Consider the following 14,040-nt stretch of genomic DNA (forward strand, 5'->3'; position numbering starts at 1 on the left):
GACCTGATCGTCGGCTCGTCAGGCGAAGGGCTGGGGATGCGGATTGATGTCCGCCTCCCCGTGCACGGGGAGGCCCATCCGGGCCGGCGCCTCGTACAACCGGGGGTGCGCGAGGTAGCGGGCACGATGGGTGAAGGACAGCGGCATGAGCTGCGGAATGATGACGCGCACCACACGGAAGCCCACGTCGCGGGCTTCGTCCGTCGTGCACTCCACGGCGATCACGTCGCATCCGGCCTGCTTCAACCGCTGCACGAGGAAGGCCAGGTCCTGCCCGCTGTCGCCAGTGGTGAGCACGGGCAGTTCACTGAAGGGCCGGCGGGCGCCGCCTTCGAGCAGGAAGTCGAAGTCCTCTCTCCGCTCCGGTCGTCCCATGTACGCGGCCCCGTGGAAGACGTGCAGGAACTCGTCCACGGACGGTGGCATCTCGCGCGGCACCTGCATGGCGATGCGCGAGGACGCCGACTCCCGGACGATCTTGGCCACACTGTCGACCGGGTCCAGGCTCGTGTTGCACATGACCATCTGGCCGAGCACCTCGTTGTGCGGCGAGAGGTCGACCGAGTACACCGTCGGGATCCCAAGGTCGGTCGTCGCGTCGAAGAAAACGGTCTCCACGAGGCTGTTGCGTGACTTCTCCAGGAATGGCGCCAGGTTCTCCGGCACCACGTCGAAGTCGATCCGCGGCAGCGCCAGGCGCTGGTACCAGGTCAGCGCAATGGCGTCCCGCTCCACGACCTCGCACACCGCGTTCACGAGGGCCTGCGCCAGATCGGTGTGCGTGGCACAGCCCGTGGAGATGGGATTCGCGTACCGCTCGGCCCGAGACAGGGGCGGGATGTGCATCCACACCCCCACGGCGGGCACCCACTGGGTCTTCTGCGCGGTCAGGGACCAGCCGCGTACCCAGCGCATCGGCGTCTTGGTGTCGACATCGACGGTGATGGCTCTGGGGTGGGCCAGTTCCGCGGGAGAGCAACGAGGCATCGTCGTCAGGTCGAGTGCCTCCTCGCCAAGTTCCTCGGCCGTCGCCCATACCACTCCGTCCGGCTGGACCACGGATGTGGCGTAGCGCTCCAGTGCCTCGGCGACGCTGAGGCGGGCAGCCCGCTCGGGATCGACGGCGCCGCCGGCGCCGTCCATTTCCCCGCGGGCGCTGCGGCCACGGGTGGAGTCGGCGATGTTGTCGACCGCCTTGGCGAGGTCGCCGAGGGATGCGGAGAAGATCGGGAACCGCGGGTCCCCGGGGTGGTTGGGCAGCCGGTGGGTCCGTTCCACCAGACCGTAGGGACCTACGAGGGCGTCGAGGTCTGTGAGCCGGCCGAGGCCGGCCTGCAGGGCGGGTGCGTTCATCGGGCTTCTCCCTGGTCCCATCGGAACAGACGGGCGGCGAGCCCACCGAAGACGGCTGTCGCGGCGAGGAGGACCAACCAGTCGGTGGTGAGGCTGTGCACGGAGGCGGCCTCGTTGAGGTCGTGGTTGAAGGCGTCCACCAGATACGTGGTGGGCAGCACGTCGGAGACCGTCGTGATGACGGACGGCAGCATGCTCAAGGGCAGGAACAGCCCGCTGAAGAAGAGCAACACCGGCATCAACAAGCCCAACAGCCCGTTAACCACCTCTGCGTTGCGCAGGCGGGCCGCCATCAGATAGCCGAAGGCGAACAGCATGAGGGCGCCGAGTAGACCTGTGCCCATCAGCCGCAGGGTGTCGGCGAAGGACATGAACTCCATGACGACGGCAACCATGCCAAGGACGATCAGCTGGACGACGACGAGGGCCAGCCGGACCGGGGCCTGGGCCAGTACGAAGGTCAAGCGGCCCAGCGGCGTGGTCCCCAGCAGCCGCAGCGTTCCACGCGTCCTCAGAGCTATCAGGGGGGTTGCCGTGCCGAAGAAGGCCGTCGACATGAGGGCCATCAGCAGACCGGTCGGCAATGCCGCCTTGAGGGGGTCGAAGGGCACACCGCCGTCCGGGGTACGGAAGTCGCTGCGGGAGTCGTCGATGCCACTGTCGGCGAGCGCGGACCGCAAACCCTTCAGTGCGCCGAACCTCGAAGCGTCGACCACCACCGAAGCCTGTCCGCCGGAGACGGTGACGACCGCGTCGTAACCACCCAGATCGCCGGCCGGGAGCGGTTCCGCCCCCTTCCAGGGCTCTGCGTGGAACCCGTCGATCTGCGCCAACTCATCTACGACCGCGTGCTGTTCGGGGGAATCCACCACGGCGATTCGATAGGAGCCGCCCGCTGTGAGCGCGCCCAGGCCCAGGAACATCGCGAGGAAGAGGAGAGGGAAGAGCACGGTGAAGAAGGCGGTCTTGCCGTCGCGGAACAGCTCCCGCGCGTTGGTCTTGACCATCTCCCGCAGTGCGGAAGGTGACCCGTTCATTCATTCACCTCCTTCTTGGTTCGGGCTGCTTCCTGGCGGCCTGGGCCGTCCGTGGCAAGGCTGCGAAACACCGAGTCGAGCCCGCCCCTGCTGATGTCGAGGTCCGAGGCAACCAACTGCTCGTCCGCCGCTATGCGGCGCAGCGTCAGGTCGCCGTCGGTCGTGCGCAGCTGGACGGACCGGCGCCCTTCCGCTTCCTGAGTGACCTCGACAGCGGTCACTCCGGGCAAGGAGTCGAGCGACCCGAGGTCGGTTCCTGTCGGCGTCGTGAAGGTGACCGTGCTGCTGGACGCCAGCGCCGACACGAGTCGAGCAGGCGTGTCGCACGCTGCGATGCGCCCGCCGACCAGAACCGCCACCCGATCGCACAGCTCCGTGGCCTCGTTCATGTCATGTGTCGTGAGGAGTACGGTGCCGCCGGCCTCGCGCTGCTTCCGGATGACGTCCCACAGGTGTTCCTTGGCCTGCGGGTCGAGTCCGGCAGCCGGTTCATCCAGCACGAGAAGGCGCGGCCGGCCAATCACGGTGACGGCCAGGAGCAGACGGCGAGCCTGCCCGCCGGACAGTGCCTTGACGCGCTGGAACGCCTCACCTGCCAGGCCGACGCGGTCCAGGACTTCGTCGACTCGATCGTGATCCCCGTAGAAGGAAGCCCAGAGCTCGACGGTCTCTCGAACGGACAGCTGCGGAAACAGCGCGGCCTCCTGCGGCTGCACTGCCATGAGTCTTCTCAGCTCGGGCGCGCGAGAACCAGGGTCGTGACCCAGGACTCTCACAGAGCCCGACGTCGGGCGGCGCAGACCCGTCAGGCACTCCAGGAGCGTGGTCTTTCCGGCTCCATTCGGACCGAGCAGCCCGAACACTTCTCCATTACATACGTCGAAGCTGACCGCGTCCAGCGCTTTGCGACTGCTGTAGTATTTCGAGAGTTCAACAAGCGATGCGACTATACCGTCGCGCTTTTCGGCTTCCATAGACTTTCCGACTCTTCAAAAGGCGGTCTCTGCACTCGGTTGCCCCCGCCACCACCCCCGGGCGCGCCAAGAGCAGCCCGGTCTCTGATTTCGCGGGTGATGTTCGCCGAAACCCATTGGCCTACGCCTGACAGCAACACGGCGATAGCAGGGCAGGGCGGGGCCGGGGCTTATAAGCAACGTGACGTCGGCGCAGAACGCACGTAACCGCACGTCAAACCAAGGACGCAGAGCGTACCGACGAAAGGGCGCCAAGAGGCCTTCGCCTTCCACCTGTCCGGTGGAACCATTAACTACCGGCTAGCAGGGAGCTAATTACACTGAGGCTCGACCCGTCGCGAAACCACATGCCGCGATACCGGTGATGCAAATTTGGACACACTGGTAGTACATTCTTAAATCTCCCCCGTGCACATTTTTGGCGAGCCTTTAGGCCCAACCGGGAGCGCGTTGGTCTTCGCGCCGGAAAAGAATCTTTCACACGACACCGATCCAACGCAAGCGATCTTGGCGTGAGGTGGCCGAAAGTTTTCTCTTCCTTACCTGATTGCATGTCTTTCGTGCCACTTCCCCCCCCGATGACAGGGGGGTGCGGCGCCTGAGTGCATCTGCGGCCGTTCAAGACTGTGGCTCATTCACATCGATCCCGCACCAGAGTCGGTCCGGCTCAGGTCGGCTGCGGCGGGCCCCGGCGGGCGGCCCCCGCAACACTGGCAACTCGCCGTCGAGCTTGCGGGTCTGTGAATGACGGGTTGCCGCGGCCCCGCAGTCAGGCTGGCGCTACACCGCCTCGTCTGCGGCGTGCTTGCGGGAACACCCGAGTGCGTCACCCGACGGTTGCGGACTCGCAGAAGTGCAGCGAGCGACCATCCAGGGCACGTTCCAGCAACCGTTGCCGCGCAACGCCGCTTGCGAGATGGCGCAGCCGACCGGGGTTCGGTGCGTCCGCCCTCCCATGACCATCGGATCCTCGTGGTTCGCCGACCATCACGGCCGGATCGGTGACGGATCCGGCCCACACGCTGAGGTGCGAGCGGGCCGGGACCACCATGAAGAAAGACCCCTTGACCCCGCCTGACGACCACCCACGACAGGTGCTCGATCCGCCTTGACTACCCCTGAACCGGGCCGATTTGTCCGTGACCTACGCGCCGGGCTGTTGGGCGGCCCGGGCAGCGCGCGACCGGGCGTCAACTAGCGGGTCATGAGCGTGGCCCGGAGCGGCGCCTGTCCGGGGATGGCCGTGGTAGACAGCCCGGGGTGTCCGGCGCGTGGTGTCGGTGGTCTACGCGAGCGAGGCGGTCAGTGATGAACGACAAAGGAGTACCAGAGTCCGGTGGCCGGGACCGGGCGGAAGTGGTTGCCGAGCGGGCGCTGGTCGGGCAGGCGACGGGGATGCTGATGGCGGTGGTGCCGTGCAGCACCGATACCGCCCGCAGGCTCCTGGCCGTATCCGCACAGGCGGCGGGGGCCTCACTGGTGGATGCCGCGCACGCGGCGCTGCGCCTGTGCACCGGTGACGGGCCGCTCTACGATCCGGTAGCAGATGCCTTGGCCGACGCTATCGACCGCCTTCTGGAAGCCGATCCTCCCGAGGATCCAGTCGGGTGCGCGAGCAGTGTGCAAGGCCTGGGCGAGTACGTTAACCACTACCTGGCCGCCCGCCGCCGCGCCCTCGCTGCGCCGGGCGATGCCACGGCCCGCAGCTTCCTGGACGACGCCGGGTATGCGCTGTGCGTCCTGACCGGCCACCCCGCCACTCACACCGCACTCCCGGCCGCGGAACGCCTCAGCAAGGCCGGCCGGCGCGCCACCCTAGCCGCGCCCAACTTCAGTGCCCCGCAGCCCCGCGCCCGGATGACGGCCGCCCGAGGGACGCCGCGCCGGTAAGGGGTGGTGTGGATTTGCGGGCGGCTACAGGCGGCGGCCGCTGCCCGCAGGTGCTGGCCCGGTCGTCCGCCACGGCATCGCGTTCCCCTTCAGGCTGCCCGCCGTCCCTGGATCCCCTTCATGCCAGGGACGCCACCGCGGTTGTGGTCTCTGCTCACGCACCCCGGGGCCCGCGCACGCAAGCCCAAGGTCTCCACCAGGTCCCGCCTTTGATCAGGGGGTGTCGCCGTCCCACTGGAACGCCCCCGCGGGATCGGCCTCGGCAGACCCGTACAAGGCCCGCCCGCCCCGCTCGGTTTCACCCTCGACCAGATGCGCGACCTCCTTGACGCCACCGACCGCCTCGACGCCGGACCCGGCCTCGATGACGGCGAACGAGAGGCCCTGCTGAACCGCGTGCGCGAGTACGAGCAGGCTGCCGCCGAGCAGGTCGACAAACTCCGCGTCCAGCTCACGCGCGCCGAGGACTTCGCCGAAACGCTCCGCACGCGCCTGCGCCAGAGCGCGACTACTGGATCCTGACCCGCGGTGACGCTGTCGCACCGCCCTGCTGTCCGGCGTCTCCCCTGCCGGTGATGGGCGTGATCCTCACGCTGGCGGGCGCCGCCCTCTGCACAATGCCCGGCGAGCAGACTGTGCTGTACGCGGCCGCCGCCGTGCGCTCGCCGCCGCTGCTGCTGCCTGGTGGTGCGCCTCCCGCCAGGGCTGATCACAACCTGACACCGATGTGATCTTGCACAGGCATACGCTGCGGCGTAGTCGATGGCGCTGGTCATCCCGCAGTAAACGGTGGGCGCAGGGGTCAGGTACGTCTTCCGTGCGAGGCGGCGAGCCGCCTTCGCAGCATCTGCTGCGCTGTTACCCGCCGCTGGCCTTCAGCTCTCCATAGGGGAGGACACGGTGCGCCGGGCTGACCTGTAGGACCGGACGAGGCAGGCCATGGCAGCGAGGCCGCACAGTGGCCCGGCTCCGGTGATCGGCGTTGTTGCATCAGTCGGCCGGACGGGCCGTGTAGTCGCCGTCCTGCTCCACAGTCGCGACGAGTACGGCCATGTCCACCCTGACGCCTTCCTCCAAGCGCAGGGCTGGCCCTGCCTCGACCCGCTCAACGCAGCGTAACCAGCACCGAACCAGCACGGGACGGGTTGCGAGGGGTGCTGACGTGGGGTTTCAGGTCAGCACCAAACCAGCACGGGAGCGAGTACCACCGCGCCAAAATCGGGCGAACTATGCAATTCCGGCAGGGTCTCGCGACCCCGTTCCGGAGGGGTCCCGGGGCCGATGGTCGGGCCATGTAGTGCGCGGGCACATCAGTCCCAGCCGGATTGTGATGACAGGCCACATATGCCGGTGAGCTGGGGACTTCTACGTTGTGGCCACCCCCGACGTCCCCGCAGACACCCTGGAAGTGGTGCACATGGTCTCCCCCGGAACCGTCCCGCAGGCTCCCCCGCAGGCCCCCTCCGGCATCCGGCGGATCGTCGCCGCCAGCCTCGTCGGGACCACCATCGAGTGGTACGACTTCTTTCTCTACGGCACCGCCGCGGCGCTCGTGTTCAACAAGCTGTTCTTTCCCACGGCCGATCCGCTGACGGGGACGCTGATCGCCTTCCTCACCTACGCGATCGGGTTCCTGGCGCGGCCGCTGGGCGGGGTGGTGTTCGGGCACTTCGGTGACAAGGTCGGGCGCAAGAAGCTGCTGGTGCTCAGTCTGCTCATGATGGGCGGGGCGACGTTCGCCATGGGGCTGCTGCCGACGCACGCGAGCATCGGGGTCGGTGCGCCGGTGCTGCTCACGCTGCTGCGGCTGGTGCAGGGGTTCGCGCTCGGCGGGGAGTGGGGCGGCGCCGTGCTGATCGTCTCCGAGCACGGCGGGGCGGAGCACCGGGGCTTCTGGGCCTCCTGGCCGCAGTCCGGGGCGCCGGGCGGGAACCTGCTGGCCACCGGGGTCCTCGCGCTGCTCGCCTCCCTCCAGTCGGACGCCGCGTTCCTGGCGTGGGGGTGGCGGATCCCGTTCCTGCTCTCCGGCGTCCTGGTGGCAGTCGGGCTGTGGATCCGGCTCTCGGTCTCCGAGTCCCCCGTCTTCCTCGCCGCCCGCGCCAAGGCCGATGCGGAGGCGGCCGCGGGGGCCCGGGAACAGGCCCCCGTCATCCAGGTGTTCCGCCGGGACTGGCGCCAGGTGCTGACCGCCATCGGAACCCGCTTCGGCGAGAACATCTCGTACTACGTCCTGACCTCCTTCCTCCTCGTGTACGTCACCGCGCACCTCGGTCTGCCCAAGACCACCGCACTGGACGCGGTCCTGATCGGCTCCGCCGTCCACTTCGTCACCATCCCCGCCTGGGGCGCGCTCTCCGACCGCATCGGGCGGCGCCCGGTGACCCTGATCGGGTCCGTGGGCATGGCCCTGTGGGCCTTCGGGTTCTTCGCCCTGCTCGACACGGAGTCGTTCCCCGTGATCGCCGCGGCCGTCACCGCCGGACTGCTGCTGCACGGCGCGATGTACGGGCCGCAGGCGGCGTTCATCTCCGAGATGTTCGACACCAAGGTCCGCTATTCCGGCGCCTCGATGGGTTCGCAGCTCGCCTCGATCGTCGCCGGTGCGCTGGCGCCGATCATCGCCGTCGAACTGCTCAAGGACTACGGTTCCTCCGTCCCGGTGTCGCTCTACCTCTGCGCGGCCGCCGTGGTGACCACCCTCACGGTCGCCTTCGCCAAGGAGACCCGCGGCCGCGACCTGGCGCGTACCGTGAGCGACACCTCGGCGCCCGGGGCGTCCGGACGGGCCGGGCGCAAGGCGGCGCAGGCCCAGCGGGCCGCCTGACCGGGCCCGGGCCGCGTCCGCCGACCGGGTCCCAGGGGAAGGGACTCCCGTATGACCTCGGTGGGAAGAGCCGGCGGCGCCGCCCCGACGGAGGAGGCGCCGCCCACGGCTGCGGCCCCGGCCGCGGCCGCGCTGCGGGAGCTCCTCGGCCTGCTCGACCGCAGCGCTCCGCTCGAACACTTCGCCCGGCCCGCGGCGGACGCCCGCGCCGCCGGGGCCGGAGCCGCGGAGCAGGCGCTCGTGGAGGAGGCGACCCGGGTCGCCCTGGACATCCGCCACACGCTCGACCAGCACCGGCGCCGCGAGGCGGAACTCACCGCCCTGTTCGACACCGCGGGCGACCTGGCCGCCCTGCGCGATCTGGACGCGGTCCTGCGGGCCATCGTGCACCGGGCCAGGCTGCTGCTGGGGACGGACGTCACCTACCTCACCCTCAACGACCCGGCCGCCGGGGACACGTACATGCGGGTCACCGACGGCTCCGTCTCGGCCGCCTTCCAGCAGCTGCGCCTGGGCATGGGCGAGGGGCTCGGCGGTCTGGTCGCGCAGAGCGCACGGCCGTACGCCTCCGCCGACTACCGCGTGGACGGCCGTTTCCGACACACCCCCGCCATCGACAGCGGGGTGCGCGAGGAGGGGCTGCGCGGGATCCTCGGGGTGCCCCTGCGGGTCGGCCACCGGGTCATCGGGGTGCTGTACGCCGCCGACCGCGCGGTCCGCGACTTCGCGCCCGAGGCCGTCGCGCTGCTCTCCTCGCTCGCCGACCACGCGGCCGTGGCCATCGACAGCGCCCGGCTGCTGGAGGAGACCCGCGCGGCCCTCGTCGACCTCGGCGTGGCGAACGACACCGTACGCGCGCACAGCGAGGCGATGCGGCTGGCGGCCGAGACCCACGACCGGCTGACCGAACTGGTGCTGCGCGGCGCCGACACGGCCGACCTGGCCCGCGAGGTCGCGGCCCTGCTGGGCGGCGGCCTGGTGGTCCACGACTCCGACGGCAGCGAGCTCGCCCGGGTCGCCGCGGCGCCCATCCCCGGCGGCCCGGACGCCGGTGCCCCCGACACCGGTGCGCGGGACCCCGACACGCGGGACGCCCACGATCCGTCCGTCGCCTTCCCGCCCCGCACCGGAGGGCCCGGCGCCGCGCGGGAGCAGGGGATCGCGGCCTCCCGGTCCGGCGGCCGGGCGGTGCGGGTGGGCGGTACATGGGTCTGCGCGGTCCTGGCCGGGCCCGAACTGCTCGGCAGCATCAGCCTGACCGACCGCCCGGACCTGCCGGACTCTGACCGCCGCCTCTTCGAACGCAGCGCGCTCGTCACGGCGTTGCTCCTGCTGCTGCGCCGGTCGCTGGCGCAGGCCGAGGACCGGGTGCGCGGCGAACTGCTCGGCGATCTGCTGTCCGCCGGGCCGGACGGCCAGGTCCGGGATCCCGACGGCCGGGCCCTGCGGGCCCGCAAGCTCGGCGTCGACCTGAGCCGGCCGCACGCCGTGCTGGTGCTGCACTGCGACGCGGCGCCGCGGGCCCGGCTGGCCGTGGAGGGTGCCCGCCGGGCCCGGGCCCTGGAGGGCCTCGCCGCCGTGCACGAGGGCCGGGTGGTGCTCCTCGCGCAGGCCGCGGCGCCGGGTCCGCTGGCCCGGTCGCTGGCCGAGGACCTGGGGCAGGTGCTGGGAAGCCCGGTCACCGTGGGGTCCGCCGGCCCGGCGACCGGGCCCGCCGCCCTGCCCGCCGCGTACGCGGAGGCGTCGCGCTGCCTGGAGGCCCTGCACGCCCTGGGCCGCACCGGGCACGGCGCGGCCCTGCCCGATCTGGGCTTCCTCGGTGTCCTGCTGGGCGAACGCGCCGACGTGGGCGGTTACGTGGAGGACGTGCTCGGCCCCGTCCTGGACTACGACCGCCGGCGCGGGACCGAGCTGATCCGGACCCTGGAGGCGTACTTCGCCCACGGCGCCAGCCTGGCCAAGGCGAAGGACGCGCTGCACGTCCACGTCAACACCGTCGTGCAGCGCCTGGACCGGATCCGCCGGCTCCTGGGCGAGAGCTGGAACACCCCCTCCCGCGCCCTGGAGATCCAGCTCGCCCTGCGCGTCCACCGGATCACGGGCACCGCGCTGCCCGCGCCGGCGGAGGGCGGCCCGAACCCCCCGGGCGCCGCGGACCACGGGGGACGGTGACCGGACCGCGTCGCCGGTGGTCAGCCCCGCGGCGCCGCGCCCGCGCGCCCGGCCACCCGCGCCGCCCGCGCTTCGGCCGTGGCCTTCAGATCGGCCAGCCAGGCGGTCAAGGAGGCGTCGAGGCCCGTCAGCAGGGCGTCCGGGTCGGCGTCCACGGGCGGGCCCGCCCAGGACTCCTCGGTGGTGACCAGGGTCCCACCGCCCGGGGCGGGGTCGAAGGTCCAGTGGTGGATCCCGTCGATCCCCGCGGCGGGACCGCTCCAGCCGATGCTCCGGCCGGGGTCGACGGCGGTGATCGTGGAGGTGATGTCGAGGCCGTGCGTGAGCCAGCGGAAGGTGGCTCCCACGCGGGGCTCCCCCTCGATGACGGCCGTGTCGATGCCCTGGTTCCACTCGGGCCAGGCGGCGATGGCGAGGTGCAGGGACCACACCGCCTCGACGGGGGCGTCGATCGTGACCGTGTGCCGGGTGGTGATCATGAGGTCTCCTCGGGGGTGCTGGCGCTGGTACTGGTGGGAAGGGTCGGAGGCACGGCTCAGTGCCCGGGGGCGTCGGGGATCCAGGAGCCGTGGATGCCGGAGGGCACCCGGCGCGGGAGTTCCACGGTGGCGAGCGGTCCGGCGCCGGGTGCGGAGGCGTCCAGGACGAGCAGCTGCGAGGCGTCCGCGACCAGGTCGCTGATGACCGCGAGCAGGTAGCCGTCGTCCTCGCGGGTGGCCCCGGCCGCCGGTACGAAGACGGCCTCGCCCGGCATCCGGTCGCGGCCCGTCGGCACCACCTCCCGGCGCCCGGTGACGTGGTCGTACTTGACGAGGGCGTGCTCGGTCAGCCCCGCCCCGGGGAAGGCGACGGAGTAGCCGAAGCGGTGGGGCAGGCCGGTGCGCTCCTCGCTGATCGTGGGGAACTCGGCCACCAGGTCGTCGAGGGCCTCCTCGCGCGCCGTGCCGGTCGCGGGGTCCAGGACCCACCGGTGGGCGGTGGCGCCGACGATCGGCGTGGGCGCGTGGCCCGGGCTCCCCGTCCACCACTTCCAGGTCTGGCCCCAGGCGGAGCGGTCGTAGCGCGGGCCGGACAGGACGATCCGGCCGCGCTCGTCCTCGTACGCGTTGGCGACGTGCAGCAGGGCACCGGGTTCGACCTCGAACCAGGTGACCTCGGGCGCTCCGGAGCGCGGCATGACGCCGATGCGCGGGGTGTAGGTGTCGCTCCAGCGGTAGGGGATGCCGGAGTGCTCGGCGGGGTCGAAGACGACGGGCAGGTCGAGCCAGATCACGTGGTGGGCGGTGAGTCCGAAGTCGTGCATGAGGGACGGTCCGGCTCCGTCGACGGTCTGGGCGCGGACGATCGTGCCGGTGGCGTCGGCGACGTAGTGGGTGAGGTGGGGCGGGAAGGGTCCGTAGCCGAAGAAGTGCAGTTCGCCGGTGACCGGGTCGGTCTTGGGGTGGGCGGTCATCGCGCTGGTGAGGCGGCCGCCGAAGTCGTAGGCGCCGATGGTGTCGAGTTCCGGGGTGAGTTCGTAGGGCAGGTTCGCCTCCTGGAGGGCGAGGATCCGGCCGGCGTGCTCGATGACGTGGGTGGCCGCGTCACTGACGCGCAGGTCGGGCACGCCGTCGGCGCCGATGTACGGGGCGCCGTCCAGGGCGGGGGTGTGCACCCAGCGGTTGCGGTACCACTCGGCCCGGCCGTCCTGGAGCCGCAGGCCATGGATCATGCCGCTGCCCTTGAACCAGTGGGTGGGGGTGACGCCGGGCTTGGGGTTGTGGCCGTTGCGGAAGTAGCGGCCGTTCAGCTCGGGCGGGAGCGTGCCGTGGACGGTCAGTCCGCGGGCGGTGATCTCGTCGGCGACCGGCGCGTAGTGCCCGGTCAGGTAGGGCTTGGCCGTTTCGTTCATGACGCGACTCCACAGGAGAGGAAGAAGGATAAAGGAGAGAGTGATTGACCACTCCCTCTTTGGACCAAAGAGAGGGCCGCGCGTCGGCGCGGCCGTCCTCCGGGTGGGTCAGTAGTGCCGGATGCCCGTCAGCAGCGTCCGCGTCCACGGCGCGTCCGTTTCGGTGGCGCCGATCGAGACGGCGACGTTGCAGAGGAAACCGGTGGCGAAGAACCCCTGGATCAACGCATCCGGAGCCCCGGAGGCCGAGCGGGCGTACTCCACCAGGCGCGCGTACATGCCCTGGACGGCCTCCCGGATGGCCGGCTCGCTCGCCGCGCAGTTCGCGTGCATCAGCACCCTGAGCAGGTCGTCCCGATCCGCGATGAGGTGGGCGTACGCGTCCCCCATCGCGTCCAGCACGGCGGCGGGCTCGGCGCTGGCCACCTCGGCGACCGCCTCGGCCAGCCGCTCGCGGATCAGCCGGGAGCAGTTCTCGACGACGGCGACGAACAGCGCCTCCTTGTCCGGGAAGAGCCGGTAGAGGTACGACTGCGAGATCCCGGCCCCTTTGGCGACCTCGGTGGTCGAGGTGCCGTAGTAGCCGCGCCCGGCGAAGACGCGGGCGGCGGTGGCGAGCACCTCGCCGCGTCGGGCGTCGGCCGTGGACAGCTGTCGGGTCTTGGTCGCACTCATGTGAGTAATAGACCACTCACTCCCGTCCTGCGTCAACCCCCGACGGCAAAGACGGCAAAGACTGCACGGCCCCGCCCACCGCTCAGGGCACCTCGACCAAGGGTGGCTCCCCCAGGGGAAGCGTCAACGCCTCCCGCAGGGCGCCGACGGCATCGGCTCCGATGCGCTCCGCCAGGACGCCTTCGATGACGGCGAGGGCGCCCTGGGCGCGCCGGTGCACGCGGGCCCCCTCGGGGGTGGGGCGGATGAGGCGGCTGCGGGCGGAGGCGGGGTCGGGCACCTGCTCCAGCAGGCCCATGCCGATGAGGGCGTGCACGGCCTGATGGGCGGTCTGCCGGGTGACGCCCATCCGGCGGGCCAGCGCCGAGACCGTGGTGCCCCCGTCGTCGAGGGCGGCGAAGACGGCCGCCTGCCCGGCGGTGACGGGCCGTTCACCGGCGGCACGCATGCTGGCCAGCAACGCGTCGTCGAACCAGCGCCTGGCCTCGGTGAGCAGCTGGGGCAGGTGGGGCACGTGGGGCGCGGGGGTGGTCATGGCTCCTCGCGGGACGGGGCGGCGTGGACAGAGACCGTACGGGGGCGCGCCCGGGCCTGCATGTCAGGTAACCTGACACTCATCGTTGCCGTCGTGCCGGAGGTCCCCATGACCATGGAGCTCGCCCGTCCCAGCCGCTCGCGCTCGCTCATCCCGGCCGAGCCCGGGAAGCCGTACTTCATCGAGAAGGGCATGGGCGACCGCGCCCACCTGTTCACCGACCTGGTCACCGTCTACGCGGGCGGCGAGCAGACCGAGAACGCCTTCAACTTCTTCACCGTGGAGGGTCCCAAGGGCGACGTGATCCCCGCGCACGTCCACTCCGACACCTACGAGGTCTTCTACATCACCGACGGCGCGGTCCGGCTGTTCGTCGAGGACCTGGCGGGCGAGCAGCAGGAACGCCTGCTCACGGCGGGCGACTTCGGCTTCGTACCGAAGAACTGCCCGCACGCCTACCGCATCGAGCGCCACCACAGCCGTGTCGTCGGCGTGGCCGCGGGACCCGGCGGCACCTTCGAGCGGTTCTTCGAGAACCTCGGCGTCCCGACCGAGGAACTCGGCCTGCCGACGGAGCCGTACGTACCGGAACCGCACAAGTTCGCCACCGTGCCGCAGCGGTACGACGTGCGCTTCCTGCCCGGTCACCAGTGGCGCACCGAGGCCTGATCCCCCGGCCCCGGCGAGGG

At 71.0% G+C, this 14,040-nt stretch carries 12 protein-coding genes and 1 pseudogene; 6 read left to right on the forward strand and 7 right to left on the reverse strand.

Translation table 11 applies throughout. The features are described from left to right. Nucleotides 1–18: 18 nt before the first annotated feature. From ABZY31_RS10485 to ABZY31_RS10495, 3 genes are read right to left on the reverse strand one after another with little or no spacing between them, the layout of a single operon-like run. Nucleotides 19–1,353 (reverse strand): YcaO-like family protein, encoded by a 1,335-nt coding sequence (locus tag ABZY31_RS10485; RefSeq protein ID WP_356407216.1) that lies wholly within the window; start codon nt 1,351–1,353, stop codon nt 19–21. Further along, nucleotides 1,350–2,390 carry an ABC transporter permease gene (locus tag ABZY31_RS10490; protein WP_356407219.1) on the reverse strand — a complete coding sequence of 347 codons (1,041 nt, stop codon included), beginning with the start codon at nt 2,388–2,390 and terminating at the stop codon, nt 1,350–1,352. Before ABZY31_RS10490 ends, ABZY31_RS10485 begins: the two co-directional genes overlap by 4 nt. Continuing rightward, on the reverse strand, nt 2,387–3,364 hold the full coding sequence (locus ABZY31_RS10495) for an ABC transporter ATP-binding protein (RefSeq protein ID WP_356407222.1): 978 nt from the start codon (nt 3,362–3,364) through the stop codon (nt 2,387–2,389). Before ABZY31_RS10495 ends, ABZY31_RS10490 begins: the two co-directional genes overlap by 4 nt. 1,308 nt (nt 3,365–4,672) lie before the next feature. Here ABZY31_RS10495 and ABZY31_RS10500 point away from each other — a divergent pair. From ABZY31_RS10500 to ABZY31_RS10520, 5 genes and pseudogenes are all read left to right on the forward strand, one after another. Beyond that, nucleotides 4,673–5,254, forward strand: coding sequence for a DUF5133 domain-containing protein (locus ABZY31_RS10500; protein ID WP_356407225.1), 582 nt, complete (start codon nt 4,673–4,675; stop codon nt 5,252–5,254). Nucleotides 5,255–5,542: 288 nt separating this feature from the next. After that, nucleotides 5,543–5,776 (forward strand): annotated as a pseudogene (locus tag ABZY31_RS10505) (MerR family transcriptional regulator); the annotation flags it as partial. Nucleotides 5,777–5,829: 53 nt separating this feature from the next. Then, nucleotides 5,830–5,985, forward strand: a complete 156-nt coding sequence (locus ABZY31_RS10510) for a hypothetical protein (RefSeq protein ID WP_356407228.1) — start codon at nt 5,830–5,832, stop codon at nt 5,983–5,985. A gap of 686 nt (nt 5,986–6,671) precedes the next feature. Further along, nucleotides 6,672–8,078 (forward strand): MFS transporter, encoded by a 1,407-nt coding sequence (locus tag ABZY31_RS10515; RefSeq protein WP_356407291.1) that lies wholly within the window; start codon nt 6,672–6,674, stop codon nt 8,076–8,078. 51 nt (nt 8,079–8,129) lie between these two features. Next, a complete protein-coding gene (locus tag ABZY31_RS10520; RefSeq protein ID WP_356407231.1) occupies nt 8,130–10,250 on the forward strand; it encodes a GAF domain-containing protein in 2,121 nt (706 codons plus the stop codon). 20 nt (nt 10,251–10,270) lie between these two features. Here the strand turns inward: ABZY31_RS10520 and ABZY31_RS10525 are convergent, their stop codons facing one another. From ABZY31_RS10525 to ABZY31_RS10540, 4 genes are all read right to left on the reverse strand, one after another. Beyond that, nucleotides 10,271–10,729 carry an SRPBCC family protein gene (locus tag ABZY31_RS10525; RefSeq protein ID WP_356407234.1) on the reverse strand — a complete coding sequence of 153 codons (459 nt, stop codon included), beginning with the start codon at nt 10,727–10,729 and terminating at the stop codon, nt 10,271–10,273. Nucleotides 10,730–10,785: 56 nt separating this feature from the next. Beyond that, entirely contained in the window at nt 10,786–12,141 is a 1,356-nt protein-coding gene (locus tag ABZY31_RS10530; RefSeq protein WP_356407237.1) for a carotenoid oxygenase family protein, read from the reverse strand. 108 nt (nt 12,142–12,249) lie between these two features. Beyond that, nucleotides 12,250–12,816, reverse strand: a complete 567-nt coding sequence (locus tag ABZY31_RS10535; protein ID WP_356407240.1) for a TetR/AcrR family transcriptional regulator — start codon at nt 12,814–12,816, stop codon at nt 12,250–12,252. Between the two features lie 82 nt (nt 12,817–12,898). Beyond that, complete coding sequence (locus ABZY31_RS10540) at nt 12,899–13,351, reverse strand: MarR family winged helix-turn-helix transcriptional regulator (RefSeq protein WP_356407243.1); 453 nt, start codon at nt 13,349–13,351, stop codon at nt 12,899–12,901. A 108-nt stretch (nt 13,352–13,459) separates the two neighbouring features. Here ABZY31_RS10540 and ABZY31_RS10545 point away from each other — a divergent pair, with 108 nt between their 5' ends. Further along, complete coding sequence (locus ABZY31_RS10545) at nt 13,460–14,020, forward strand: quercetin 2,3-dioxygenase (protein ID WP_356407246.1); 561 nt, start codon at nt 13,460–13,462, stop codon at nt 14,018–14,020. Nucleotides 14,021–14,040: the final 20 nt, after the last annotated feature.

It is taken from the genome of Streptomyces sp. NPDC006529, assembly GCF_040611795.1.
GTDB lineage: Bacteria > Actinomycetota > Actinomycetes > Streptomycetales > Streptomycetaceae > Streptomyces.